The organism is Streptomyces sp. NPDC051569 (assembly GCF_044454085.1).
GTDB lineage: Bacteria > Actinomycetota > Actinomycetes > Streptomycetales > Streptomycetaceae > Streptomyces.
This window is the reverse complement of the sequence record NZ_JBITDJ010000003.1, coordinates 269,532-294,798: the sequence shown is the minus strand read 5'-3', so window position 1 is coordinate 294,798 and position 25,267 is coordinate 269,532. Positions and strand designations below refer to the sequence as shown.

The window sequence follows — 25,267 nt, the reverse complement described above, 5'->3', positions numbered from 1 at the left end:
CCGAGGGCGCGACCAGTCGGTCCGGTTCGTCATCCCTTCGCGTCCGCGTCCCGTCTCCGGGAGCTTCAGGAGTCATCTCGCGAAGGAGATTTCCGTGACAGCGAAGCCGACAGCCCCGGCAGCACGGGCCACCGTGTACGGCTACCCCCGCCAGGGTGCGAACCGCGAACTGAAGAAGGCCATCGAGGGTTACTGGAGGGGCCGCGTCACCGTCGGCGCCCTCCGGGAAACGGCAGCCGACCTGCGCCGGTCCAACTGGCGGGAACTGGCGGACACCGGCGTCCACGAGGTGCCCACCGGTGACTTCTCGTATGACGACCACATCCTGGACACCAGTGTCATGGTAGGCGCCGTGCCCCAGCGGCACCGTGCGGCCGTCGAGGCCGATGCCCTGGACGGTTACTTCGCGATGGCCCGCGGCACCCAGGACGTGGCGCCGCTGGAGATGACCAAGTGGTTCGACACCAACTACCACTACCTCGTTCCCGAACTCGGCCCGGACACCGTCTTCACCGCCGATTCCGCCAAGCAGGTGGGCGAGCTGACGGAAGCCCTCACACTCGGGCACACCGCCCGGCCGGTGCTCGTCGGCCCCGTCACGTATCTTCTGCTGGCCAAGCCCGCCCCCGGCGTGGCGGCGGATTTCGCACCGCTGACCCTGCTGGACCGGCTGCTGCCCGTCTACGCCGAGGTGCTCGCCGACCTGCGTGCCGCCGGGGCCGAGTGGGTCCAGCTCGACGAGCCCGCACTGGTCCAGGACCGCACGTCGGCCGAGCTGGACGCCGCCGCCCGCGCCTATCGCGACCTCGGCTGCCTGAGCGACCGGCCGAAGCTGCTCGTCGCCTCCTACTTCGACCGGCTCGGTGAAGCTCTGCCCGTCCTGGCGAAGGCCCCGATCGACGGCCTGGCGCTCGACTTCACGGACGCCGCCGCGGCCAACCTCGAAGACCTCGCGGCCGCCGGAGGGCTGCCCGGCAAGCGGCTCGTCGCGGGCGTCGTCAACGGCCGCAACATCTGGATCAACGACTACGAGAAATCGCTGGCCACCCTCGCCACCCTCCTCGGCCTCGCCGACCAGGTCGACGTGGCCGCCTCCTGCTCCCTGCTGCACGTCCCGCTCGACGCGGCGGCCGAACGGGACATCGACCCGCAGATCCTTCGCTGGCTCGCCTTCGCCCGCCAGAAGACCGCCGAGATCGTCACCCTCGCCAAGGGGCTCGCCCAGGGCACCGACGCCGTCGCCGCGGAGATCGCCGCGAACCGCGCCGACCTCGCCTCCCGCAAGAATTCCCCGATCACCCGCGACTCCGCTGTACGGGCCAGGACCGCGACCATCACCGACGCCGACGGCCGTCGCTCACAGCCTTACGACGAGCGTGCTTCCGCCCAGCGCGCCCACCTCAAACTGCCGTTGCTGCCGACGACCACCATCGGCTCGTTCCCGCAGACCGCCGACCTGCGCACGGCCCGCGCCGACCTGCGCGCGGGCCGGATCGACACGGCCGGTTACGAAGAGCGGATCACCACCGAAATCGGCGAGGTCATCTCCTTCCAGGAGAAGACGGGCATCGACGTCCTGGTGCACGGCGAGGCCGAACGCAACGACATGGTCCAGTACTTCGCCGAGCAGCTCACCGGCTACCTCGCCACCCAGCACGGCTGGGTCCAGTCGTACGGCACCCGCTACGTCCGCCCGCCGATCCTGGCCGGCGACATCTCCCGGCCCGCACCGATGACGGTGCGCTGGACCTCGTACGCCCAGTCGCTCACCGACCGCCCGGTCAAGGGCATGCTGACAGGCCCCGTCACCATGCTCGCCTGGTCCTTCGTTCGCGACGACCAGCCGTTGGGCGACACCGCCCGCCAGGTCGCCCTCGCCCTGCGCGACGAGGTGGCCGACCTGGAAACCGCGGGCACATCGGTCATCCAGGTCGACGAACCCGCCCTGCGCGAGACCCTGCCACTGCGCGCGGCGGACCGGCCCGCCTACCTGGACTGGGCCACCGAGTCGTTCCGCCTGACCACCGGCGCCGTACGCCCGGACACCCAGATCCACACCCACATGTGCTATGCCGAATTCGGCGACATCGTCCAGGCCATCGATGACCTCGACGCCGACGTCATCAGCCTGGAGGCCGCCCGCTCCCACATGCAGGTCGCGCGCGAACTGGCCGCGCACGGCTACCCGCGCGAGGCCGGCCCCGGCGTGTACGACATCCACTCCCCGCGCGTGCCCGACGCGGACGAGGCAGCGGCGCTTCTCCGCAAGGGACTGGAGGCCATTCCCGCCGAACGGCTGTGGGTCAACCCCGACTGCGGCCTGAAGACCCGCGGCTGGCCCGAGACCAGGGCGTCCCTGGAGAACCTGGTCACCGCGGCCCGCATCGTCCGCGCGGAACTGCCCGTCTCCTGATCCTTCGACGGCCGGGAGGAACGCGTCACGCGCCCTCCCGGCCGGTCACCACCCGCCCCGGCCCTCACCGCGTCGCCCGCGCCGGAGAGTGCGGCCGCGACCAGGCCGTCTCCTGCCTCCGCTCCCGTCGCGGCCGCGACGGAGGCCGTCCGTCGTGGCTCTCGATCCTCCGCGCGGCTTCACCACAGGACGTGGAGTCGTTCGGGTACGCGTTTGATGTTGCCCGTACGCCAGACCAACTGGTCCGCGGGCAGGGCCAGTCGCAGGGCCGGGAGGCTTTCCAGGAGCGCGGTGAGTGCTTCCGCGGCGTGCACGCGGGAGATAAGCGAGGCAGGGCAGAAGTGGGGGCCGGCCCCGAAGGCCAGGTGCGGATTGGGCGAGCGGTCGATGTCGAACCGCTCGGGTCCGTCGAACCGCTCGGGATCGAAATTGGCTCCTTCCACACAGACGAGGACCAGTTCCCCGGCCCGGATCAGGACGTCCCCCACCTGTACGTCGCCGAGCGCGATCCGGGGCAGCCCGTCCCCGATGGACAGCGTGCAGCGCAGCAGTTCTTCCACCGCGCTCGGCATCAGCTCGGGCTCGTCCCGGAGACGTCGCATCATCTCCGGGTGTCGTACCAGGGTGAGCACGGCGTGCAGCAGGAACACATACGTGCTCATCGCGCCGGCCCCGAACAGGGAGGTGACGACGGCCGCCAGCATCTCGTCGGTCAAGGTCCCGCCATCGCGGGTCGGGTCGTCCCGCAGCTCGCACAGCCTCCGGATGAGGCCCCGCTGGGATTCGCGGTCGGCGCGGACGTGCCGCAGCACGTAGGCGTAGTCCTTGTCCCAGTTGGCGGTGCACCCTTCGAACACGGCGGGGCTGGTGACAAAGCCGAGGTCCAGGCCGGCCATGAGCCGGCGCCCGTCCTCACGCGGCAGGCCGAGCACTTCGCAGACCATGGCCGCGGCGTAGGGCTCGGCGAAGCGCTCCCGCAGATCGACCGGTGGGCCTTCCTCGACCATGCTGTCGATCAGCTCGTGCGCCCGCTCGCGCATCCACTCGGCCGACGCCGGGCCGGACCGGGGACCGAATGCCCTGAGCACCTCCTGGTGGAGGCCCGCGCTGTTGACGTTCCCCATGGTGTTGACGACCTCCGGGGGGATCGTCAAGGCGTACTGGCGCGGCATGCCCGGAGCGGCCGTCGCGCGCAGGCTGAAGTGTTCGCCGTCCTCAAGGACCTGCCGGGCGAGGGCGTAATTGCTGACGAGCCACGCGTCGTCGCCGGTGAGCGTCCGCACCCGGGCGATCGGGCTTTCCTGCCGTAGCCGCGCGCACTCGGCCGGCACGACGTCGCCCCGCCGGGAGAGCGGCCATTCCACCGGCGCGTACGCCCGGTCGGTCTGGGGGGAGGTGGTGGGTGATGACATGGTGGGCTGCTTTCTGTCCGGGTCGTCTTCTCGCGGTGAACGGGCGGCTCGCGCTGGACGGGCGGCTCGCGGTGAACGGGCGGCCGGGGTGTCAGTCCTGGCAGGCGACGATGGCGTAGCCCTGGTTGTCGGCCGGTCTCAGACCGACCACACGGTCGCTGAACAGCAGGCGCCCCAGCGCCATGACCGTGTGGTAGCAGTGGACGGAGGAAGCCACGCCCAGGATGCTCGGGCTGTCCACGAAGAACGGCAGCTCGGCATCGACGTAGCTCTGCACCACCTGCACCTGCCTGGTGGTGGGGAAGGCTCCGGGGTCCAGCCTCTTGGCGAGGAACTGGTACGCCATCTCGTCCCGCACGGCCCGCAGCTCGGTATCGGTGAGCAGCGCGGTCAGCGCTCGCGCCCGGACCTCCTGATACGCGGGCTCTTCCAGGAAGTCGGACAACGGCCGGGCCCGCACCCGGTCCGCCGGCTTGCCCGCATCCTCCAGAGCGCCCTGAATCCGCCGCCGGACACCCCGCAGTTGCTTGGCCGCGCTTCTGCGCGCGTCCGCGAGCTCGTAGCCGAAGGCTTCACACATCGCGTCGAGATAGAGGTCGGCGTAGATCACGTCGACCACGTCGAAGTGTGCCGCCGCCCAGGAAATCGCGTGGGCCAGGCGCCGGCGGCTGAAGTAACTGTTGCCCGTGCTCACTCCGAAGAGCGCGTGATCCCCCTGCTGGAGGATGACGTCGCTCCGTGCTCCGAGCGGCACGGCGTCCACGGCGTCCACGGCGTCCACGGCGGGATCGGCACGTGACGGTAGTTCGCCTTGAGACATGGAACCTCACCCAAAGCAACGACAATCTTACACAGGGTGATATTCCGCATATGACAGAAGACCATGCGGCGCTTCACCCGAATGAGTGCACAAGGGTTTCCGGCCGCGGAGGCGGATGAGCTCGGCGCACTTCGACGGCATCAGCCGGCGCGGGCCGCCGGGCATCCCCGGTCACGGGGCGTCTCACGCCTCCGTCACCCTCCGGGGCGAGCCTGATCAGGGCGATTCCGTGGCAAGTACACAGAGTGATCGAGGAGAACGGCGACAGTGCGCCCCTGGCCACCAGAGCCCTGCGGGATGAACGACCGGGACGTGAAAGGCCGCGTCGGCGGACGCCCCGGAGACGGCGGAGCGGGTGTGCGACGCCCTGTCCGCACGCCGGACGCCTTCTTTCCCCGTTCCATATCCGTGACCCGCGTGCGAGGGAGAACCATGAGCGAGGCACAGTCCGCAAGTGGCCGGTCGATGACATCCGGGTCAGCGGGAAAGCCGCAGGCGCCCGACGATCGTGACGGCGGCGCGACCGACCTTCGGCGTACCGGAATCCATCCGGATTTCTGGTACCCGGTCGCCGTATCGGGCAGCGTGGCGCGGAGCAAAGCGTTCGCCGCCCGATTCGCGGGTCAGCGGATCGCGCTGTACCGGGGCGGGAGTGGCGCGGTCTACGCGCTGGAGGACCGATGCGCTCACCGTCAGGTGCCTCTGAGCATGGGTGTCGTGGAGGGCGAGACACTGCGCTGCTGCTACCACGCCTGGACCTATCGGGGAAACGGCCGTATCTCACAGATCCCGTATTTGCCCAAGGGTGCCGAGCGGCCGCCGCGTGGTGTGCGCTCCTATCCGGTCAGGGAAGCCTACGGTCTGGTGTTCGTCTTTCCCGGCGACCCGGAGAAGGCCGCCACGACACCGCTGCCCGAGCTGCCGGAGTTCCATTCGGCCCGGCACAGGACCATGGTGTTCTCGCGCACGGTGCGCTGCCATTACTCGTTCATGCACGAGAATCTCCTCGACATGAATCATCAATTCCTGCACCGGGGGATCCTCGGCAGGATTCAGCCCGAATTCCTCGGTTCCGACAGCGACGCGCGATCGGTGGAGGCGCGGTACCTCTTCGTTCCCGCCGGCGGGAAGAAGGACCGTGGCGCCGGCCTGCTGTCCGCCGAAGGGATCGGTGGCGGCAACTCGCCCGACGTCATCACCGTCCGCACCGCGTACCCCTACCAAACGCTCCTGGCCGTGCCCCAGAAGGCCGAACTCCCGGCCTTCTCGCTCTGGGCGGCCTACGTGCCGGTGGACGCCGAGCAGCGCGTCTGTCACACGTACGGTCTGCTCATGATCGCGAAGCCACCGGTCCCGGGAGCCCTCCGCCTCGCCTGGCCGTTGATCCGGCGTTTCACGGAACGGGTGTTCGCCGAGGACCGGATGGCGGTCGAGGCCGAGCAGCGGGCCTGGGACGAGCAGGGCGAGGACTGGAACCAGGAAGTCTTCCCGCTGATCCTCAAGGTCCGCGAGGTACTGCGCGACAACGGCGTCCCGATCCGCCCCGAATCCGCGCTGGGCGGTGCCTCCGCCCTCTGCGGCGCCGCGTCGCCGGCCGACCCGGCCCCGTCCGTGGCCCCCCACGGGGCCGGCTGACCCGACGAGGCTGCCCGGCCACGCCCGCTCCGGACCCATGAGCCGGAAGAACGCCTGCCGCCCGGCCCGGTGAAATGTGCGGATTAAACGATAAGGCGGCGGGGTTATGCCGGGTCGGAGCCGACTCGCAGAAGTGGGTCGGGCGGATGGAGGCATGACCGTGCACGGTGAGTACAAGGTCCCCGGCGGCAAGCTCGTGGTCGTCGACCTGGACACGGACGGCGGCGCGCTGCGGAACGTCCGCGTGGCCGGCGACTTCTTCCTCGAACCGGACGAGGCGATCCTCGCCATCGACGCGGCGCTGGAGGGCGCACCGGCCGACACCGACGCCGCCGGCCTCGCCGCCCGTATCGAGGCCGCGCTCCCCGCAGGCACCGTGATGTACGGCCTGACCGCCGAGGGCGTCGCCGTCGCCGTACGCCGCGCGGTGGCGCGCGCCACCGACTGGACGGACTACGACTGGCAGCTCATCCACGAGGCCCCCGAGTCCCCCGCCCTCCACATGGCGCTGGACGAGGTCATCACCACCGAGGTCGCGGCCGGTCGCCGCCCACCCACCCTCCGGATCTGGGAATGGGCCGCCCCCGCCGTGGTGATCGGCAGCTTCCAGTCCCTGCGCAACGAGGTGGACCCGGAGGGCGCCGCCCGGCACGACGTCACGGTCGTCCGGCGCATCTCCGGAGGCGGAGCCATGTTCATCGAGCCTGGCAACACGATCACCTACTCCCTCTCCGTCCCCGACTCCCTGGTCAAGGGGCTCACCTTCGCCGACAGTTACGCCTACCTCGACGACTGGGTCCTGGGCGCGCTCGGCGACATGGGCGTCAACGCCTGGTACCAGCCGCTCAACGACATCACCACGGACGCCGGGAAGGTCGCGGGCGCCGCCCAGAAGCGCATCGTGAGCGGCACGGGCGCTGTGCTGCACCACGTGACGATGGCGTACGACATCGACGCGGACAAAATGCTCGATGTCCTCCGTATCGGCCGGGAGAAGCTGTCCGACAAGGGCACCAAGAGCGCCAAGAAGCGTGTGGACCCGCTGCGCCGCCAGACCGGCCTGCCACGTGAGGCCGTCATCGACCGGATGATCGACTCCTTCCGAGGCCGTTACGGCCTCACGGCCGGCCAGGTCACGTCCGAGGAGATGACCCAGGCCCGCGAACTGGCCGCGACGAAGTTCAGCACCGCCGAGTGGACGGCCCGGGTGCCGTAGCCGTACGGCACCCGGGCGCTCTGCGGGACCGCCACTCAGGCGGTCCCGGTCCGCCGGGCCGGCAGTGTCAGGGCGACGTACAGCAGCATGGAGGCCGCGAGGCCGACCGCCCAGCCGTAGTCCGCGAGCGGTTCGAGGAAGGGGATCAGGCCGTCCTCGGGGAACGGGCCCTGGCCCGGGGCCGAGTGGGAGCCGCCGACGGCCAGGACACCGCCGACGGCGAAGGCCAGCACCGCCCGGATGTTCCAGCCGTTGGTGTACCAGTAGCGTCCGCCGGCCCGGTAGAGGTCCGCGAGGTCGAGGACGGTGCGGCGGACGATCCAGTAGTCGGCGATCAGAATGCCCGCGACCGTACCGAGCAGGCCGCCCACCAGCCCGAGCCAGGTGAAGATGTACAGCTCCGGGGTGGCGGTGAGCTTCCACGGCATGACGAGGACCCCGACCACACCCGTGATGAGCGCGCCCGTACGGAAGTTGATGACCTTCGGCGCCAGGTTGGCGAGGTCGTACGCGGGCGAGACGACGTTGGCCGCGATGTTCACCGAGATCGTGGCGATCAGTACGGTCACCAGCGCGAAGAGCAGCCCGAAGACGTTGTCGGTCTTGGCGGCGAGCGCGACCGGGTCCCAGACGGCGGCGCCGTACACCGCCTGCGAGCCGGAGGTGACGAAGACCGACAGCAGGGCGAACGCCGTCATGGTCGTCGGCAGGCCGAGCGTCTGTCCCCAGATCTGGGCGCGCTGCCCCGCACCGAAGCGGGTGAAGTCGGGGATGTTCAGCGACAGGGTGGCCCAGAAGGCGATCATTCCCATGAGCGACGGGAAGAAGACGGGCCAGAAGTCCGCGCCCCAGCCCAGCTCGGACGGCTGGTCGAGCAGCGGGCCGACGCCGCCCGCCTTGACGGTGATCCAGACGAGCAGCACCAGCGCACCGACGAGCACGAAGGGCGCGGCCCAGTTCTCGAAGCGCCGCAGGGTGTCCATCCCCCGGTAGATGATGGCGAGTTCGAGTGCCCAGAAGAGGACGAAGCACACCCAGAGGGTCCACGGTTGGCCGCCGACCTCCGACGCCTCCGCCCAGCCGCCGAAGATCTTGCCGAGCAGGACGAAGATGCCCTGTCCGCCGATCCAGGTCTGGATCCCGAACCACGCGCAGGCGACGGCCGCCCTGATCAGCGCGGGCAGGTTGGCGCCGCGCAGCCCGAAGGAGGCGCGGGCGAGCACGGGGAACGGGATGCCGTATTTGGGTCCCGCGTGCCCGGTCAGCAGCATCGGGAACAGCACGATCAGATTGGCCAGCGCGATCGTGAGGACCGCCTGTTTCCAGTCCATGCCCAGGGCGACCAGGCCGGAGGCGAGCATCCAGGAGGGGATGTTGTGCGCCATGCCGACCCAGAGCGCGGCGAAGTTGTACGTGGTCCAGCGGCGGCGCGCGACCGGGACGGGCAGCAGGTCGTCGTTGACGAAACGGGGGTCGTCCGGCACCGCGCCTGGCGGTAGTCCGACGCGGCCCTGGGGATCGGCGGGCGGACCGGTTATCGGCCCTTCGGAGGGAGCGGGCGGTACGGTCGCGGTCATCGCGCGGACCCTTCGTCCGGGTACGGGTACGGGTACGGGTACGGGTACGGGTACGGGTACGGGTACGGGTACGGGTACGGGTACGGGTACGGGTACGGGTACGGATACGGGTTCAGCCGGCCACAGCCACAGCCGGATACGGCCAGGCGCGGGCTCAGTCCTGGAGCGCGGGGATGACCTCCTCGCCGTACACCTCGATCGTCTCTTCCTTCGCGTCGTGCATGGCGTAGACCGCGAACTGGTCGACGCCCAGCGCGCGCAGCGCCTTCAGCTTCTCGATGTGCGCCTCGGCCGGCCCGAGCAGGCAGAACCGGTCGACGATCTCATCGGGGACGAAATCCGCCGACGGGTTTCCCGCCCGGCCGTGGTGGCTGTAGTCGTACCCCTCACGCTGTTTGACGTACGAGGTCAGCGCGTCGGGTACGAGCCCGGAGTGCTCGCCGTACCGGGAGACCAGATCGGCGACATGGTTCCCGACCATTCCGCCGAACCACCGGCACTGCTCCCGCGCGTGCGCCAGGTCGTCGCCGACATAGGCGGGCGCGGCCACGCAGATGGTGACGGAGTCCGGGTCGCGCCCGGCGTCCGAGGCCGCCGTACGGACCGCCTGGACCATCCACTCGGTGAGGAAGGGGTCCGCGAGCTGGAGGATGAAGCCGTCGGCCTTCTGCCCTGCCAGGGCCAGCGCCCTGGGGCCGTACGCGGCCATCCACACCGGCAGCTTCCCCTCCCGGATCCAGGGCAGCCGGATCTCCTGTCCGTCGACCAGGGCCGCCCGCCCCTCCGCCAGATCGCGGATGGCGTCGATCGCCTCGCCCAGCCGGGCCAGGGAGTTGGGCTTGCGGCCGGCGACGCGCATCGCCGAGTCGCCGCGCCCGATGCCGCACACCGTGCGGTTGCCGTACATCTCGTTCAGGGTGGCGAAGGTGGAGGCGGTCACCTCCCAGGTCCTGGTGGACGGGTTGGTGACCATGGGACCCACGGTCAGCCGGGTGGTGTGCTCCAGGATGCGACTGTAGATGACGAACGGCTCCTGCCAGAGCACGGCCGAGTCGAAGGTCCAGCCGTAGCGGAAGCCGTTGCGCTCGGCGCGCCGCATGAGTCCGACGACCGCCGAGGCCGGCGGGTCGGTCTGGAGGACGAGTCCGAAGTCCATGGCCTGGCCACTCCTAGCTTTCGTGAGGCGTGATCAAGGGGAGCCGCTGATCACGTGAGGTACTGGCAGGTCGAGCGGGGGGTGTACTGGCCGTGTCCCGCCCGACCGGTGAACTTCCGCCGGTCGATGACGAGTTCGCCCCGGGACAGGACGGTCTCCACCTGCCCGGTGATCCGCTTGCCCTCGTACGCGGAGTAGTCGACGTTCATGTGGTGCGTCTCGGCGGAGACGGTCTGCTCGGCGGCCGGGTCGTAGATGACGACATCGGCGTCGGCGCCCGGTGCGATGGTGCCCTTGCGCGGGTAGAGGCCGAACATCCGGGCCGGGCTCGCGCAGGCGATCTCGATCCAGCGGCGGCGGGTGAGCCGCCCCTCGACGACGGCCTGATGGAGCAGGTCCATCCGGTTCTCCACCCCCGGCAGCCCGTTGGGGATCTTGGAGAAGTCGCCGCGCCCCAGCTCCTTCTGGCCGCTGAAGCAGAACGGGCAGTGGTCCGTGGAGACCACCTGGAGGTCGTTGGTGCGCAGTCCGCGCCAGAGCGCTTCCTGGTGCTCCCTGGGGCGCAGCGGCGTGGAGCAGACGTACTTGGAGCCCTCGAAGTCCGGTTCCGCGAGGTTGTCGGTGGAGAGGAAGAGGTACTGCGGGCAGGTCTCGCCGAAGACGGGCAGACCCTTGTCGCGGGCGGCCGCCAGCTCGGCGACGGCTTCCTCGGCCGAGACGTGCACGACGTACAGCGGGGCGTCCGCGACCCGCGCGAGCTGGATCGCCCGGTGCGTGGCCTCGGCCTCCAGCAGGACCTTGCGTACCTCTCCGTGGTAGCGCGGATCGGTGCGGCCGGCGGCCAGGGCCTGTTCGACGAGTACGTCGATGGCGATGCCGTTCTCGGCGTGCATCATGATCAACCCGCCGTTGTGGGAGGCGCGTTGCATGGCACGGAGGATCTTGCCGTCGTCGCTGTAGAAGACCCCGGGGTACGCCATGAAGAGCTTGAACGAGGTGATGCCCTCCTGGACGAGGAGGTCCATCTCCTTGAGCGTGTGCTCGTTGACGTCGGCCACGATCATGTGGAAGGCGTAGTCGATGGCGCAGACGCCGTCGGCCTTCGCGTACCAGGCGTCGAGTCCCTGGCGCAGTGCCTGGCCGGGCGACTGGACGGCGAAGTCCACGATGGTGGTGGTGCCGCCCCAGGCGGCCGCCCGGGTGCCGGTCTCGAAGGTGTCGGAGGCGAAGGTGCCGCCGAACGGCAGCTCCATGTGGGTGTGGGCGTCGACACCGCCCGGGATGACGTACTTGCCGGTGGCGTCGATCGTACGGTCGGCGGTCCAGCCCTCGGCGACGTCGGAGCCGTGGGCGGCCAGGGCGACGATCCGGCTGTCCTCGATCAGGACATCGGCATGGGTCTCGTCAGCGGCGGTGATGACGAGCCCGCCACGGATCAGCGTGCGGGTGTGGGTGCTCATGGGATGGGTGGCTCCCTTCGATGGCCGGTCCGGTGGCTGATCCGTCGGCGGGGACGGGACCTGGTTCTAGGCGGTGTGCAGGGCCCGTTCGAGGATCGCGGCGCCCTCTTCCGCCTCGGCGACGGTCAGGGAGAGCGGTGGCGCGATCCGCAGCACGCTGGTGTTGTGGCCGCCGCCCTTGCCGATCAGCAGCCCGCCCTCGCGCGCCGCTTCGAGTACGGCGGCCGCCCGTTCGGGGGATGCCTCGCCCGTGCCGGGCTCGACCAGCTCGATGCCGATCATCAGCCCCCTGCCGCGCACCTCGCGGACGGATTCGACACCGGAGCCGATCGCCCGCAGCCGCTCGATCAGCAGTCCGCCGACCCGGCGGGCGTTGCCCTGGAGGTCGTGCTCCAGCAGATACCCGAGGTTGGCGAGGCCGGCCGCCATGGTGACGGGGCTGCCGCCGAAGGTCGAGATGGAGTTGGCGTCCAGGCAGTTCATGATCTCGGCGCGGGCGACGACCCCGCCGATGGACATGCCGTTCCCGATCCCCTTGGCGAAGGTGAGGATGTCCGGCGGGCCGTTCTGCGCGTGGGCCTGCCAGCCCCAGAAGTGGTCGCCGGTACGGCCCCAGCCGGTCTGCACCTCGTCACTGATCCACAGGATGCCGTGCCGGGCGAGGACTTCGCGGAACGCGGCGTACAGCCCGTCCGGCGGGAGGGTGAAGCCGCCGACGCCCTGCACCGGTTCGGCGATCAGCGCGGCGGGCGCGCGGGTGTGCCCGAGCAGGTCCTCCAGATCGGCGACGCACGCCTCGATGAACCGCTCGTCGGTGAGACCGGCGTACGGGCCGCGGGTGCGGACGCCACCGTGCACGTACAGCGTCTGGAGCGGGGAGAGGCCGGTCGGCGACCAGCCGCGGTTGCCGGTGATGGAGACCGTGGAGAAGGAGCGGCCGTGGTAGCTGTTGCGCATGGCCAGGATCTGGTTCGACGCGCGGTACGTGGTCGCCAGCAGCAGTGCGGTGTCGTTGGCCTCGGTGCCCGAGGTGGTGAAGAAGACCCGGGCGTCCGGGATGCCGGACAGGGTCGCGATCCGCTCGGCGAGGTCGACCATGGGGCGGTTCAGGTAGAGCGTGGACGAGTGGATGATCCGCCCGGCCTGCTCGCTCACCGCCTTGGTGACCTCGGGGAGGGCGTGGGCGGTCATGGTGGTGAGGATGCCGCCGAAGAAGTCGAGATAGCGGTTGCCGTCCGCGTCCCAGACATGCCGGCCCTCGCCGTGGGTGAGCTCGATCGGCTCCTGGTAGTAGAGCGCGAGCCAGTCGGGGAGGACGCCGCGGTGGCGGTCGTGGAGGTGCGTCACGGCTGAACCAGTCCTTCGTACGCGTCGGGGCGGCGGTCCCGGTAGAACGCCCACTGCTGCCGGACCTCGTCGATCACACCGAAGTCCAGGTCGCGTACGAGCAGTTCCTCCGCCTTGTCACTGGCGACCTCGCCGACGAACTGGCCACGGGGGTCGACGAAGTAGCTGGTGCCGTAGAAGTCGTTGTCGCCGTACTCCTCCTGACCGACGCGGTTGATCGCGGCGATGAAGTACTCGTTGGCGACGGCGGCGGCCGGCTGTTCCAGCTGCCAGAGGTAGCCGGACAGGCCCCGGGAGGTGGCGGAGGGGTTGTAGACGAGCTGGGCGCCGTTCAGTCCGAGCTGGCGCCAGCCCTCCGGGAAGTGGCGGTCGTAGCAGATGTAGACGCCCACCCGGCCCACGGCGGTGTCGAAGACGGGCCAGCCCGCGTTGCCGGGCTTGAAGTAGTACTTCTCCCAGAACCCCTTGACCTGCGGAATGTGATGCTTGCGGTACTTGCCGAGGTACGAGCCGTCGGCATCGATCACGGCGGCGGTGTTGTAGTAGAAGCCGGACTGCTCGACCTCGAAGACCGGTACGACGATGACCATCCCGGTCTCCCGGGCCAGCTCGCGCATCCTGGTGACGGTCGGCCCGTCCGGGACGGGCTCGGCCCAGCGGTAGTGCTCCGGCTCCTGCACCTGGCAGAAGTACGGGGCGTTGAACACTTCCTGGAAGCCGATCACCTGAGCGCCCTGCCGGGCCGCCTCGCGGGCGTGCTCCTCATGCTTGGCGATCATGGATTCGGTGTCGCCGGTCCAGGTCGCCTGGACGAGTGCGGCGCGTACGACTGCGGCCACGGGCTGCTCCTTCGGCGGGGGCGTCGATGAGCTTCTACGCACGTAGACGCGGTGCGTAGGAGGAGAACCTAAGCCCCGTCACACACGGGGGCAAGACCATCGTCGTTAACCCGCAGAGTCGATCAAGTTTCACACCCGAGCGGTCGACGTCGGACGTTGTGAATCAAATCGGGCCAGATGAAGCGGTCCGGGCAGAGCGGACCAGACGGAGCGGACCAGCGGCAAGGGACCGGTCTTCGCGTGCTGCCGCCGGCGTGGGCGTGGGAGGTCAGACGTTCGCGATGCCCGCCGCGCGCAGCGCGTGGACGAGGTCGTGCACGCGGGACATCGAGACCGCGCGTGCGGCGTCGAGCAGCTGCGGGACCAGGCGGACCGGATCGGGTGCGGCCACGCGCACCGCGTCCGCCGGCGTACGGGTCTGCACGAAGGCGCTGAGCAACGCCTTCGCCTCGGGCGCGCGCCCCGCCTCGCCCAGCGCGAGAACCGCGTCGGTGATCTCGTCGGCGGGACGAGCCGCCCCCTGGCGCAGCAGATGACCGCAGTCGCCGTCCCGGCCGGCCGCGGCGAGCGCCCCGGCCGCGGCGGCGAGCTGCGCGGGCGGCAGCCACGCCGCTTCCCAGAGCAGCTCGGCCCAGTCGGCGCCGAGCCCGGCGCGGTGCAGTTCGGCGGCGAGCAGGGGCAGCTGTGCCGGGGGCCGCCCGGCGGCTTCGCAGAGCACCACATGCGCCTCGCCGGTACGTCCTTCGGCCCGCAGCCGGATCAGCGCGGCGACGGTCCGGGCGGCGGCCTGCCGGTCCTCCGGCGCGTACGCGGGCGCGGCCTCACCGGTGGGCGCGGCGGGCACCCCGCCGAAGCGGGCTCCGCGCGGGGCGGCGGGCGCGTACGGGGGCGCCCCCGGCGCGGGCTCCGGAACGGCGGCCTCCTCACCGGGGGTGCCGGACTCGCCCGTCCCGTCGGCCTCATCGATCTCCAGCCCGGCGAACCGGGCGCCGCGCGGCGCCCGCCGGGGCGCGGGCACGCGCTTCTTCCCCTTGGACTCCTTGGGTCCCTTGGGCGTCTCCTTGGGCTTCGCCGGGGCCTGCGCCCGGGACCGGGCGGAGTCCTCGGAGACGGCCGGCTCCGTGAGCTCACGGCCGCTCTCCTCCGCCGTTCCCGCCCAGTGCGGGACACCACGCGTGCCGGAAGCGCCCGGCCGTTCGGCCGGGTCCCGGGCGTCCGCCCCGGCGGCTCGCCGGCCCGGTCCTGAGCGGGCGGCGGGCGGCCCCGACTCACCGAAGGCCGCGTCCTCGTCCGGCGCCGGGTCCTCGATCCGGAACCAGCCGTCCGGGGCCGCCGGGCGCGGTGTGGCGGCGCCCCGGCCGGGAGTCGTCAAGGCGTCGATTCTCGAACGGAGTTCGGCGCAGCGGGCGGACGCGCGAGCATGGTCGTCGCGGATCCAGGCGAGGTCGTGTTCGTGCCGCTCCGCGTCGGGCGTACCGGCGGGAGCCGTCCGTACCAGACGGACCAGCTCGTCGGCCCGCCCCGCCGCGAACGCCTGCTCCCGCAGCATCAGCCGCAGCCGCTCCGCGAGTGCCTCACGCCCGCCGGGGCGCCGGTCGTGCGCGGCGACGGACGCGGCGTGCAGCCGGCGCGCCCGCTCCGTCTCCGTCGCGACGGTGTGCGGGTCGCGCCCTGCAGTCAAGTCCTGGATCAGCGATTCGACGACGTCCCAGGGCGGGATCTCCGCTCCGTCGCGGCAGGCGCGCAGGCCGTCGGGGTCGCGGTGCCCGAAGACGCCGTACCAGCCGGCCTCCGGATCGAGCAGCGCCGTCAGCTCCCGTAAGTACCGCGCGAACTCCCTTATCTCCCATGGGAGTTGATGCACCGTCATCGCTGCCCCGTCCCTGCCGCGCCGGAGGGGGGAACTCTCCGGTCCGCAGGCATTCGACCTCAGTCGTGTTACGGGACGACTACGCGCGGTTTTCCGGGAGGGTGCGGTGTGGGCGGGCGCCGCGCCGTGTGCGGCGGCGTGCCCGCCCGGTCGCGGCATCGGAACAGGGCCCGGAAAGGGGCTGGGAGGGCGCCCGGAAGGGGCTCAGAACGAGACGGCGATACCGACCTGCGGACGCTTGCCGCGCCGCGCGATCCTGGCCGGCCAGTCGATCGCCCAGAACTGCCAGGTGTACTTGCGGGAGAGCAGCTTGCGAACGGCGTCCGTCTCCGGCACGTCGAGCAGCCGCGCCGTCCCGTCGACCGCCGACGCCCCCTCGGGGATCCGCCCGCGCACATCGCAGGGCGCCACGGTGACGCGGCCGCTGTTGCGGATCCGTTTGACCTTGCCGGTGCTGGACTTGGTCCAGATGAACAGTTCGCCCCCTTCCACCGCGTGCCAGACGGGGGTGGCGACACCCGTTCCGTCCTTGCGGTAGGTGGTGAGGCTGACGTAGTGGCTGCGAGCGAGCTCGTCCAGGGTGGTCACGAACGGGAGACTACGCGGTCGAACAGTCGACCGGAGCCGGTATCCGGGCAATCCCGCGCGCCACCGTCCCGCTTTCCCTCAGTTACCTGACACTCCGCCAGGTGACTGCGGAGGCCACCCGGGAGGTCAGACGGGCGCCGGGGAGCAGCTCGTCACAAGGTCGTCCATCGACAGGCCCAGCGCCCCGGCCAGCGCCGCCACCGTGAAGAAGGCGGGCGTCGGGGCGCGGCCGGTCTCGATCTTGCGGAGGGTTTCGGCGGACAGTCCGGCGACCGCCGCGACCTCGACCATGCTGCGGGGGCCGCGCGCCTCACGGAGCAGGCGACCGAGCCGCTCGCCGCGCTCGCGCTCTTCCGGAGTGAGAGGGTTGCGTACCATTCCGTCATTCTAATACCGCCCGGGGGAAGATCCACCTTCCCACCAACCGGTATAGTTATTGGAATGGTGGAGATCAAAACCGATGAGTCCCTCGATTCCATGCGCGCCGCAGGACGCGTCGTCGCCCAGGCGCTGGCGGCGGTACGTGAGGCGGCGGCCGTGGGAGTCACGCTGCGCGCGCTCGACGAGACAGCCCGCGCCGTCCTGAGCGAGGCCGGAGCCGGCTCGCCTTTCCTCGACTATCACCCCGACTGGGCGCCGACGCCCTTCCCCGCCGTCATCTGCGCCTCCGTCAACTCCGCGATCGTGCACGGCATCCCCGACAACTACCGGCTGCACGACGGCGACCTGGTGTCCATCGACTGCGGCGCGGTCCTCGACGGCTGGGCCGGCGACTCGGCGATCAGTTTCACGGTCGGCCGCGCCCGCCCGGAGGACCTCCGGCTGATCGACACCGCCGACGAGGCTCTGGAGGCGGGAATCGCGGCGGCCGTCGTCGGCAACCGCATCGGCGACATCGCGCATGCCGTCGGCCGCGTCTGCCGTGGCGCCGGCTACGGCATCCCGGACGGCTTCGGCGGCCATGGCGTGGGCCGCACCATGCACGAGGACCCGGGCGTCCCGAACGAGGGGCGCCCCGGCCGTGGCATGGTCCTGCGGCACGGCATGGTGCTCGCGATCGAACCGATGCTGATCGCGAGCGGTACCGACCGGCACTTCACGGGCCCCGACGGCTGGACGGTCCGCACATTCGACTCCAGCCGCGCGTCCCACGCGGAGCACACGGTCGCGATCACGGACGCCGGTCCGCGCATCCTGACGCGGCTCTGACGTGGCTCTGACGCGTCTCTGACAGGGAGCGGCGACGGGAGTGGCAACGCGACCGCGGACAGATCCGCAGACAGGACCGGGCCCCGTCCTGGCCGTAAGTTCGGCCGGACGGGGCCCGGTTGACATCCTGTCAGGCGTTACGGCTTGCCCGCCGGGCTCACCACCATCGCCGAGCCGCCGCCCCTGCGGACGGTCTCCGCGGCGGCCACCCAGCGGCCGTCCGGCAGCCGCTGCACGCCGGTCGCCGCACCGATCTCCGGGTTCTGGGTGAAGGTGTGTCCCAGCGCCTCCAGCTCCTGGCGCACCGGGCTGTTCCACAGGCCCGGTTCCAGCTCCGTCGCCGCCGCGTTGCGCTGGCTGGCCCGGGGCGCCGCGATCGCGTCGACCAGCGGCAGGCCGCGGTCGAGCTTGCCCGTCAGCGTCTGGAGCACCGTCGTGATGATGGTCGCGCCGCCCGGCGAGCCGACGGCCAGGACCGGCCGGTCGTGCGCGTCGAGCACGATCGTCGGGGAGATGGACGACCGGGGCCGCTTGCCGGGGCCCGGCAGATTCGGGTCGTGGACCGCCGGGTTCGCCGGGGCGAAGGAGAAGTCCGTCAGCTCGTTGTTCAGCAGGAAACCCCGCCCCGGCACGGTGATCGCGCTGCCGCCGGTCGACTCGATGGTCAGCGTGTACGCGACGACGTTGCCCCACTTGTCGGCCGCCGTGAGGTGCGTGGTGTTCTCGCCCTCGAAGGTGGTCGGCGCGGCGGTCCCGCCCGGCGCGCACGGCGTCGGGTCGCTCGGGTCACCCGGCGCCAGCGGGCTCTTCAGTACCGCGTCGTCCTTGATCAGGCAGGCGCGCGAATCGGCGAAGCGCTGCGCGAGCAGTCCCTTCGTCGGCACGTCCTCGAAGGCCGGGTCGCCGACCCAGCGGCCCCGGTCCGCGAAGGCGACCCGGCTCGCCTCGATGAAGTGGTGCAGGTACTGCGTCCGGGTGGCCCGCGAGAGGTCCGTACGCTCCAGGATGTTGAGCGCCTCACCGACGCTCGTCCCGCCGGACGACGACGGCGCCATGCCGTAGACGCCGAGGCCCCGGTAGGAGACCTTCGTCGGCGCCTGACGCTTCGTACGGTAGGCGGAGAGGTCCTTCGCGGTCAGGTCCCCGGAGCGGACGACCCGGGTCGCGGCGGGGTCCACGGGAGGCTTGCGCACCGTACGGACGATGTCGCCGCCCAGCTCGCCCCGGTAGAGCGTGTCTATGCCCTTGCGACCCAGCTCCTCGTACGTACGAGCGAGATCGGCGTTCTTGAAGGTGGACCCGACGACGGGCAGCGCTCCGCCCGGCAGGAAGAGCTTCGCGGAGGCCGGGAAGTCGGCGAACCGGGCCTGGTTGGACGCCGTCTGGGAGCGGAAGGTGTCGTCGACGGTGAAGCCGTCCTTCGCCAGCCGCTCGGCGGGCTTCAGCAGCTGCCCCAGCGACCGGCTGCCCCACGCGTCGAGCGCGGTGTCCCAGGTGGCCGCGGTGCCGGGGGTGCCGACGCTGCGCCCGCTGGTGACGGCGTCGTCGAAGGCGAGCGGCTTGCCGTTCTCCAGGAAGAGCGAGCTGTCGGCGGACTTCGGCGCGGTCTCGCGGCCGTCGACCGTGTGGACCGTACGGGACTTGGCGTCGTAGTAGACGAAGTAGCCGCCCCCGCCGATGCCCGCGGAGTACGGCTCGGTGACGCCGAGGGCCGCGGCGGTGGCCACGGCCGCGTCCACCGCGTTGCCGCCCTTCTTCAGGACCTCGATGCCGGCGGCCGTGGCGTCCGCGTCCACGCTCGCCACGGCTCCCCCGTATCCGGCCGCCACCGGCGTCTTCACCGGCGGCGCGGGGGGCGCAGGGTGCCGCGCCAGCGGCGGCGCGGCCGCACCGACCGACAGCATGGCCGCGGTGACGGCCACGGCCGACACCTTCCGAGCAGTGGAACGACGCATTCGTACCTCCAGTCAAAAACCGTGCGGGCAGAGTAACTTCAGCACCCCTGCCCCGTCAGGACCGTCTCGAACAATGGTGCGCCGTCCCGATACGATGCGCGGCCATGAATGACGACGTACGCAACATCGTGCTCGGCGTGGTCGCCGCCGGCGTCAGCGCCGCGCTGGGCTGGCTCGCCCGTACCCACCTCTGGCACCGCAGACTCCGCAGGAAGCAGGCCTTCTTCGGACTTCCCGGGCACAGCGAGTGCCTGCTCGTCGTCAACCGCGAGGCGGGCGGCGACGGGGCGGTCCACCGCCATGACGTGTTCGCGCTGCTGGAACTCTCCGCCCTGATCAAGGACTGCGGCGCGCACGCCCAGATAGTCCAGCACGACATCGCGCGGCAGGGCTTCGGGGAGCGTACGGAGTTCTGCCTCGGCGGACCGGCCTCGAACCGCCGGATGACCGCTCATCTCAGCTCCCTGCTGCCGGGGGTGAGGGTCAATACGGACGTCGAGCCGGGCCCGGACCGGGGCGCGTTCCGGATCGGCACGGAGATGTACCGCGCCGAGCCGGGTGTCGCCGAGTACGTCCTGCTGGCGCGGCTGACCGCCGGGGAGGAGTCGCGGCCGGTCTTCCTCTTCTGCGGCCAGCGGGCCATCACCAACCAGGCGGCCTCCCGCTATCTGGCCCGTCACCACGAGAAGCTGGCCCGCAAGCACGGCGGCGACTCGTTCTGTCTGCTGCTGAAGGTGGTGAATTCGGCGGCGTACGGCCCCGATGTGGTGGAGCTGGTCGCCGACGTGACCCGGGCGGCCCAGGCTGCCCCGGAGCGGGACACGGCCCGACCGGCACGCAGCTGACCTTCTCCCCGTCCGGCGGCGGACCGTCGTATCCGCCGGTACCGCCGCACGAGAAGTGATCTCCGGCTGCTGCCGGACGGACCATCGCCCCTGAGCTGCCGCCTGCCTGGCAGCAGCGTCCCTGGTTCGGCCGGGAGCGCCCACGGCCTCTGTTCCCGGAGATCGGCACGCGCGTTCCGATGGAGAGCGGCGAGATCACCGTCACCACAGGGATGAAGGTCAAATCGTAGTCGAGATCCGGGGCGGCCGGTCTGCCGGTGGGGGGAACACTCCGGGCCGCTCCGGGACCCAGCGCGGGCCGTGCCGAGGCCGGTTCGAACGGGGCTTCCGGGCAAGGGACTTCGCTTCGGGCGGGCGGGCGGGTGCGTGGCGGCCGCCTGTCGCGGGCCTGAGGGCTCGGCTTCTCGCGGGCCTGAGTACCCGGCTTCTCGCGGGCCTCAGGACTCGGCGGCCTCCGCGTACACCTGGGCCAGCTCGGGCGAACCGGTGGCTGCCCAGCTGAGGCCCGCCTCGACCACCTGGAGCTCCCGTCCGGACGCCAGCCGCACCACAGGACGGCCGCCGGGCCAGACGTGCCAGGCCGCGCCGGGGACCGTACGGACGATCACGGTACCCAGGTAGAGTCCGGCGTCGTTGCCCAGCCAGGGCAACTCCTCCGGGTCGTCGCGCCAGCGCGGCGTCAGCTGGTCGAGCGCCCCCAAGGAGGCCGGTGAGTCGTCCAGTTCGAGGCCGCCGCGCCCTGCCCGGACACGCAGCAGCTCGCACTCGGAGAGCAGCTCGGCCACACCGTCGGGAGCGCCCCCGACGGCGGTGGCGAGCGACGTCCCGCGATAGCCGTCACGCCGCTTGCGCCAGTTGTCCAAGATGTTCATACCGCTCAGCTTGCCCGCTCCCCGTCCGGCACACCACAGGGCGCGCGGAGGCGCGCGGCCCGGACGGGGGCTGTGGTTCGGAGGCCGAGGCCAAGAGATCGAGGCTCAGAGATCGCGGCTCAGACGTCGAGGCTCAGAGGTTGAGGTCGACCACGACCGGGGCGTGGTCCGAGGCGCCCTTGCCCTTGCGCTCCTCGCGGTCGACATAGCTGTCCTTGACGGCCCCGGCGAACGGGGCGTTCCCGTACACCAGGTCGATGCGCATGCCCCTGTTCTTCGGGAAGCGCAGCTCGCGGTAGTCCCAGTAGGTGTAGGGATGGTCGTACTTGAGGGGGCGGGGCACCACATCGGTCAGCCCCTCCTCGCGCAGCGCGGCGAGGGCGGCCCGCTCGGCCGGGGTGACATGGGTGGCCCCCTCGAAGAGGGACGGGTCCCAGACGTCCTCGTCGGTCGGGGCGACGTTGAAGTCGCCGAGGACGGCGAACGGGCGGGTGCCCACCGCGTCGTCCGCCACCGCCTTGCCCAGCGCCTCGAACCAGCGCAGCTTGTACGCGTAGTGGTCGTGGCCGACCTCGCGGCCGTTGGGCACGTAGACCGACCAGAGGCGGACCGGGCCGCAGGTCGCCGCGACCGCGCGCGGCTCCCGTACCCCTTCGTACTCCGGGCCTTCCGGCAGGCCCTTGACGATGTCCGTCAGGCCGACCCGGGAGATCAGCGCCACCCCGTTCCACCGGCCGGTGGCGTGGACCGCCGACTCGTACCCCAGCTCACGCAGCTGGTCCGCGGGGAACTGCTCCTCGGTGCACTTGGTCTCCTGGACGCACAGCACGTCCGTGCCGCTGCTCTCCAGCCAGGGCAGCAGCCGGGGCAGCCGGGCGGTGATCGAATTGACGTTCCAGGTCGCGATGCGCATGGGAGACAGCCTATCGGCGGGGTCCGACAGTCACAGTTCGGTGGACTCCCCCGGCGCGAGACGGCCGTGGTCGGCGCCGCCCAGGGAGCCGATCTGCGTGTCGTAGATCGGCCGGGCCAGGTCCGTGAGCAGCGCGTCGTGGACGTCGAACGCGCGCCGTGGCCTGACCTCCCGTACGTACTCGATCACCTCGGAGATCTTGCTCCACGGTGCCTGCACGGGCAGCAGCAGGGTGTCGACCGGGTGGCCGGGGACGGTCAGCGCGTCGCCCGGGTGGAAGACCGAGCCGTCCACGAGATAGCCCACATTGGTGATGCGGGGGATGTCCGGGTGGATGACGGCGTGGAGTTCGCCGTGCACCTGGACATCGAACCCGGCCGCGGCGAACGTATCGCCGTGGCCGACCGTGTGGACGCGGCCGGGGAAGGCGGCGGAGACCTGCTCGGCGACACTGCGCAGCGTCCACAGCTCCGCCGCCGGATTGGCTTCGAGACCGGCCCGCAGCCGCGCCTCGTCGAAGTGGTCGGGGTGCTCGTGCGTCACGAGGATGACGTCCGCGCCGGTCGCGGCGTCCTCCTCGGAGAAGCCGCCGGGGTCGATGACGAGCGTGCGCCCGTCCTTCTCCAGCCGGACGCAGGCGTGCGTCTTCTTGGTGAGTTTCACGGCTGACCACCTCTCTCGTCGGTCTCGTAGCTCGCGTGGCTCGCGTGGCTCGCGTGGCTCGCGTGGCTCGCGTGGCTCGCGTGGCTCGCGTGGCTCGCGTGGCTCGCGTGGCTCGCGTGGCTCGCGTAGCTCGCGCCGGGCGCCTCTTCCTCCCTGACCATCCTGCTACGCGCCGGGGGTCGTCTCCTCCTGGATCACGGCCCGCGCCACCCGGAACGCGGCGTTCGCGGCCGGCACCCCGCAGTAGACGGCGGTCTGGATCAGCACTTCCTTGATCTCGGCGGGGGTGAGGCCGTTGCGCAGCGCGGCCCTGGTATGGAAGGCCAGCTCCTCCAGGTGCCCGCCCGCGACCATCGCGGTCAGCGTCACGGCGCTGCGGGTGCGCCGGTCCAGGCCCTCCCTGCTCCACACCTCGCCCCAGGCGTAGCGGGTGATCAGCTCCTGGAAGTCGCCGTCGAAGGCGTCGGTGTCCAAGGCGCGGTCCACATGGGCGTCTCCCAGGACCTGCCGCCGTATCCGCAGCCCCGCCTCGTACGGGTCGGGACGCCCGCTGGTCACCGCCTCGGGCTGTTCGGCGGGAGCGATCTCGGCGACCGGACCGACCATCGCGGAGAGCGACGGCGCGGGCATCCGCTCGGGCATCACGGTCAGGCCGGTGGCGGTGTCGGACGGGTTGTACCAGGCGGTGGAGAAGTGGTGGGCCAGCAGGTCCGTGACGGCGGCCGGCTGTTCGACGGGCGCCAGATGGGAGGCGCCGGGGACCAGCGCGAGCCGGGCGTCCGGGATTCCGGCGACCAGGGTGCGTGCCTCGGCGGGGCCGGTGACCTGGTCCTCCGCCCCGACCAGGACAAGGGTCGGCACGGCGATACGGGCCAGCTCGGCCCGGATGTCGAAGGCGGCGAGCGCCTCGCAGGAGGCGATGTAGCAGCCGGGGTCGGTGGTGCGGACCATCTGGACGGCCCATTCGACGATGGCGGGCTGGGCGGCGGCGAAGACCGGCGTGAACCAGCGCTCGGGGGCGGTACGGGCCACCGGGTCCAGGCCGTTGGCGCGGACGATCACGCCGCGCTGGCGGAACTCGTCGGCGGTGCCGAACCGGGGCGAGGCGGCCACCACGGCGAGCGACGCGATCCGGTCGGGGCGGCGCAGCGCCAGTTCGGCACCGATGGCGGCCCCGATGGAACAGCCCGCGTAACCGAAGCGCTGCACTCCGAGCCCGTCGAGCGTGGCCAGCAGCCGTTCCGCGAGTTCGGGGACGCTGGTGGCGGGGTGCGCGGGGGCGCCCCCGTGGCCCGGCAGGTCGAAGCGGAGCACCCGCCACTGGCGGGTGAGTTCGGGTACCTGCCGGTCCCACATATGCCAGGTCGTCCCGAGGGAGGGGCCGAGGATCAGGACCGGGGCGTCCTCGGGACCGTCCATGCGGTATTGCAGGGTCTTGAGGGTCGTCGTCGTCTCACTCACCCGCTCACGCTCCCACACCTCACAATTTCTCACGGGAGAGGGTCGGGACACTCGCCGGAGCGCCCCCTGTATCCGCCGCCGGACGAAGGCCCTCCACATCCGGCTTCACCTACCCGCGCTTCGTCGTCTTGACGTGGGTGTGCCCCGCCCACCGGGCAAGAAGTCGCTCTCCTTCGGCCTCGGCCTCGACCCGGTCAGGACTTCAGGACTTCAGGACTTCAGGGCCACGAGGACCTGCTTCGCCGTGTCGACACTCGACTGCGGGTTCTGGCCGGTGACGAGGTTGCCGTCGACGACGACCTTGCTCGTCCAGGCCGGGCCCGCTTCGATGACCGCGCCCAACTCGCGCAGCTTCGCCTCGACGAAGTACGGGGACCCGTCGCCCAGCCCGCCCTGGTGTTCCTCCTCGTCGGTGAAGGTGGTGAGCTTGCGGCCGGCGAAGACGAAGCCGCCGTCCTCACGGACCGCGCTGAGCAGGGCCGCCGGTCCGTGGCAGAGGGCGGCGACGATCCGGCCGGCGCCGTTGACCTCGTCCAGGAGCCGGCCGAGGCCGGCGTCGTGCGCGAGGTCGGCCATCGGGCCGTGGCCGCCGGGGATGTAGACGGCGTCGTAGTCGGCCGCCGAGACCTCGGCGAGTACGAGCGGCTTGGCCAGTTCGTCCGCCATGGAGTCCAGGTACGACCGGAAGCGCTTCGCGTCGGCCTCCGCCACTGAGCCGCTCTCGTTGAGGCTGATGGGGTCGACGGTGGGGCGTGCGCCGCCCGGCGTGGCGATGTCCACCTGTACGCCGGCGTCACGCAGCACCTTGTGGGAGGCGGCGACCTCCTCGGCCCAGTAGCCGGTGGGGTGCGCCGTGCCGTCGGCGAGCGTCAGCGTGTCCGCTGCGGAGACGATCATCAGGATCTTTGCCATGGCGCGTTTTCCTCGGTTTCCTTGTCGATCACTTGTCGATCCCGGGCGGCCGCGATGACGACCGCCCCTGTGCGGCACTTACCCGCCACAGTGGGGACAACGGC

At 71.2% G+C, this 25,267-nt stretch carries 21 protein-coding genes; 5 read left to right on the top strand and 16 right to left on the bottom strand.

Annotated features, from left to right (window positions below):
- Positions 1–94 precede the first annotated feature (94 nt).
- Positions 95–2,413, top strand: coding sequence for a 5-methyltetrahydropteroyltriglutamate--homocysteine S-methyltransferase (gene metE / locus ACIBAE_RS07075; RefSeq protein ID WP_399282835.1), 2,319 nt, complete (start codon positions 95–97; stop codon positions 2,411–2,413).
- Positions 2,414–2,592: 179 nt separating this feature from the next.
- Here the strand turns inward: metE and ACIBAE_RS07070 are convergent, their stop codons facing one another.
- Positions 2,593–3,825 carry a cytochrome P450 gene (locus tag ACIBAE_RS07070; protein ID WP_399282834.1) on the bottom strand — a complete coding sequence of 411 codons (1,233 nt, stop codon included), beginning with the start codon at positions 3,823–3,825 and terminating at the stop codon, positions 2,593–2,595.
- A 91-nt stretch (positions 3,826–3,916) separates the two neighbouring features.
- Positions 3,917–4,606, bottom strand: a complete 690-nt coding sequence (locus tag ACIBAE_RS07065) for a tRNA-dependent cyclodipeptide synthase (RefSeq protein ID WP_399282833.1) — start codon at positions 4,604–4,606, stop codon at positions 3,917–3,919.
- 504 nt (positions 4,607–5,110) lie between these two features.
- On the opposite strand from ACIBAE_RS07065, the gene ACIBAE_RS07060 reads away from it, so the two are divergent.
- Together ACIBAE_RS07060 and ACIBAE_RS07055 are read left to right on the top strand one after the other, a co-directional pair.
- Positions 5,111–6,280, top strand: a complete 1,170-nt coding sequence (locus ACIBAE_RS07060) for a Rieske 2Fe-2S domain-containing protein (protein WP_399282832.1) — start codon at positions 5,111–5,113, stop codon at positions 6,278–6,280.
- Between the two features lie 160 nt (positions 6,281–6,440).
- Positions 6,441–7,496, top strand: coding sequence for a biotin/lipoate A/B protein ligase family protein (locus tag ACIBAE_RS07055; RefSeq protein WP_399283051.1), 1,056 nt, complete (start codon positions 6,441–6,443; stop codon positions 7,494–7,496).
- 35 nt (positions 7,497–7,531) lie between these two features.
- Here ACIBAE_RS07055 and ACIBAE_RS07050 read toward each other — a convergent pair whose 3' ends face one another.
- From ACIBAE_RS07050 to ACIBAE_RS07015, 8 genes are all read right to left on the bottom strand, one after another.
- Positions 7,532–9,073, bottom strand: a complete 1,542-nt coding sequence (locus ACIBAE_RS07050; RefSeq protein WP_399282831.1) for an NCS1 family nucleobase:cation symporter-1 — start codon at positions 9,071–9,073, stop codon at positions 7,532–7,534.
- Between the two features lie 154 nt (positions 9,074–9,227).
- Entirely contained in the window at positions 9,228–10,229 is a 1,002-nt protein-coding gene (locus ACIBAE_RS07045) for a TIGR03842 family LLM class F420-dependent oxidoreductase (RefSeq protein ID WP_399282830.1), read from the bottom strand.
- A 50-nt stretch (positions 10,230–10,279) separates the two neighbouring features.
- Positions 10,280–11,689: a dihydropyrimidinase gene (hydA, locus tag ACIBAE_RS07040; RefSeq protein ID WP_399282829.1), complete on the bottom strand. Its 1,410-nt coding sequence runs from the start codon at positions 11,687–11,689 to the stop codon at positions 10,280–10,282.
- Between the two features lie 66 nt (positions 11,690–11,755).
- Positions 11,756–13,036: an aspartate aminotransferase family protein gene (locus tag ACIBAE_RS07035; RefSeq protein ID WP_399282828.1), complete on the bottom strand. Its 1,281-nt coding sequence runs from the start codon at positions 13,034–13,036 to the stop codon at positions 11,756–11,758.
- Positions 13,033–13,875 (bottom strand): nitrilase-related carbon-nitrogen hydrolase, encoded by an 843-nt coding sequence (locus ACIBAE_RS07030; RefSeq protein WP_399282827.1) that lies wholly within the window; start codon positions 13,873–13,875, stop codon positions 13,033–13,035. Before ACIBAE_RS07030 ends, ACIBAE_RS07035 begins: the two co-directional genes overlap by 4 nt.
- A gap of 268 nt (positions 13,876–14,143) precedes the next feature.
- Positions 14,144–15,745 carry a hypothetical protein gene (locus ACIBAE_RS07025; RefSeq protein WP_399282826.1) on the bottom strand — a complete coding sequence of 534 codons (1,602 nt, stop codon included), beginning with the start codon at positions 15,743–15,745 and terminating at the stop codon, positions 14,144–14,146.
- A 204-nt stretch (positions 15,746–15,949) separates the two neighbouring features.
- Positions 15,950–16,333 (bottom strand): PPOX class F420-dependent oxidoreductase, encoded by a 384-nt coding sequence (locus tag ACIBAE_RS07020; RefSeq protein WP_399282825.1) that lies wholly within the window; start codon positions 16,331–16,333, stop codon positions 15,950–15,952.
- A gap of 126 nt (positions 16,334–16,459) precedes the next feature.
- Positions 16,460–16,711: a helix-turn-helix domain-containing protein gene (locus ACIBAE_RS07015; RefSeq protein ID WP_399282824.1), complete on the bottom strand. Its 252-nt coding sequence runs from the start codon at positions 16,709–16,711 to the stop codon at positions 16,460–16,462.
- A gap of 63 nt (positions 16,712–16,774) precedes the next feature.
- On the opposite strand from ACIBAE_RS07015, the gene map reads away from it, so the two are divergent.
- Positions 16,775–17,542: a type I methionyl aminopeptidase gene (gene map / locus ACIBAE_RS07010; protein WP_399282823.1), complete on the top strand. Its 768-nt coding sequence runs from the start codon at positions 16,775–16,777 to the stop codon at positions 17,540–17,542.
- Between the two features lie 137 nt (positions 17,543–17,679).
- Here map and ggt read toward each other — a convergent pair whose 3' ends face one another.
- Positions 17,680–19,497 (bottom strand): gamma-glutamyltransferase, encoded by a 1,818-nt coding sequence (gene ggt / locus ACIBAE_RS07005; RefSeq protein WP_399282822.1) that lies wholly within the window; start codon positions 19,495–19,497, stop codon positions 17,680–17,682.
- Positions 19,498–19,601: 104 nt separating this feature from the next.
- On the opposite strand from ggt, the gene ACIBAE_RS07000 reads away from it, so the two are divergent.
- A complete protein-coding gene (locus tag ACIBAE_RS07000) occupies positions 19,602–20,342 on the top strand; it encodes a hypothetical protein (protein ID WP_399282821.1) in 741 nt (246 codons plus the stop codon).
- A 437-nt stretch (positions 20,343–20,779) separates the two neighbouring features.
- On the opposite strand, the gene ACIBAE_RS06995 is transcribed toward ACIBAE_RS07000, so the two are convergent.
- The 5 genes from ACIBAE_RS06995 to ACIBAE_RS06975 form a co-directional block, all read right to left on the bottom strand.
- Positions 20,780–21,214, bottom strand: coding sequence for a DUF6278 family protein (locus ACIBAE_RS06995; protein ID WP_399282820.1), 435 nt, complete (start codon positions 21,212–21,214; stop codon positions 20,780–20,782).
- A 133-nt stretch (positions 21,215–21,347) separates the two neighbouring features.
- Positions 21,348–22,127: an exodeoxyribonuclease III gene (locus tag ACIBAE_RS06990; RefSeq protein WP_399282819.1), complete on the bottom strand. Its 780-nt coding sequence runs from the start codon at positions 22,125–22,127 to the stop codon at positions 21,348–21,350.
- A gap of 30 nt (positions 22,128–22,157) precedes the next feature.
- Entirely contained in the window at positions 22,158–22,790 is a 633-nt protein-coding gene (locus tag ACIBAE_RS06985) for an MBL fold metallo-hydrolase (RefSeq protein WP_399282818.1), read from the bottom strand.
- Between the two features lie 165 nt (positions 22,791–22,955).
- Positions 22,956–24,251 (bottom strand): 4-carboxymuconolactone decarboxylase, encoded by a 1,296-nt coding sequence (gene pcaC, locus ACIBAE_RS06980; protein WP_399282817.1) that lies wholly within the window; start codon positions 24,249–24,251, stop codon positions 22,956–22,958.
- Positions 24,252–24,461: 210 nt separating this feature from the next.
- A complete protein-coding gene (locus tag ACIBAE_RS06975) occupies positions 24,462–25,163 on the bottom strand; it encodes a type 1 glutamine amidotransferase domain-containing protein (RefSeq protein ID WP_399282816.1) in 702 nt (233 codons plus the stop codon).
- Positions 25,164–25,267: the final 104 nt, after the last annotated feature.

What these genes read in the sequence shown, in the direction of transcription:
- ACIBAE_RS07070 (WP_399282834.1), bottom strand. Translation starts at nt 3,825, where the DNA reads ATGTCATCACCCACCACCTCCCCCCAGACCGACCGGGCGTACGCGCCG.
- ACIBAE_RS07060 (WP_399282832.1), top strand. Translation starts at nt 5,111, where the DNA reads ATGACATCCGGGTCAGCGGGAAAGCCGCAGGCGCCCGACGATCGTGAC.
- ACIBAE_RS07050 (WP_399282831.1), bottom strand. Translation starts at nt 9,073, where the DNA reads ATGACCGCGACCGTACCGCCCGCTCCCTCCGAAGGGCCGATAACCGGT.
- ACIBAE_RS07045 (WP_399282830.1), bottom strand. Translation starts at nt 10,229, where the DNA reads ATGGACTTCGGACTCGTCCTCCAGACCGACCCGCCGGCCTCGGCGGTC.
- hydA (WP_399282829.1), bottom strand. Translation starts at nt 11,689, where the DNA reads ATGAGCACCCACACCCGCACGCTGATCCGTGGCGGGCTCGTCATCACC.
- ACIBAE_RS07025 (WP_399282826.1), bottom strand. Translation starts at nt 15,745, where the DNA reads ATGACGGTGCATCAACTCCCATGGGAGATAAGGGAGTTCGCGCGGTAC.
- ACIBAE_RS07015 (WP_399282824.1), bottom strand. Translation starts at nt 16,711, where the DNA reads ATGGTACGCAACCCTCTCACTCCGGAAGAGCGCGAGCGCGGCGAGCGG.
- map (WP_399282823.1), top strand. Translation starts at nt 16,775, where the DNA reads ATGGTGGAGATCAAAACCGATGAGTCCCTCGATTCCATGCGCGCCGCA.
- ggt (WP_399282822.1), bottom strand. Translation starts at nt 19,497, where the DNA reads ATGCGTCGTTCCACTGCTCGGAAGGTGTCGGCCGTGGCCGTCACCGCG.
- ACIBAE_RS07000 (WP_399282821.1), top strand. Translation starts at nt 19,602, where the DNA reads ATGAATGACGACGTACGCAACATCGTGCTCGGCGTGGTCGCCGCCGGC.
- ACIBAE_RS06995 (WP_399282820.1), bottom strand. Translation starts at nt 21,214, where the DNA reads ATGAACATCTTGGACAACTGGCGCAAGCGGCGTGACGGCTATCGCGGG.
- ACIBAE_RS06990 (WP_399282819.1), bottom strand. Translation starts at nt 22,127, where the DNA reads ATGCGCATCGCGACCTGGAACGTCAATTCGATCACCGCCCGGCTGCCC.
- ACIBAE_RS06975 (WP_399282816.1), bottom strand. Translation starts at nt 25,163, where the DNA reads ATGGCAAAGATCCTGATGATCGTCTCCGCAGCGGACACGCTGACGCTC.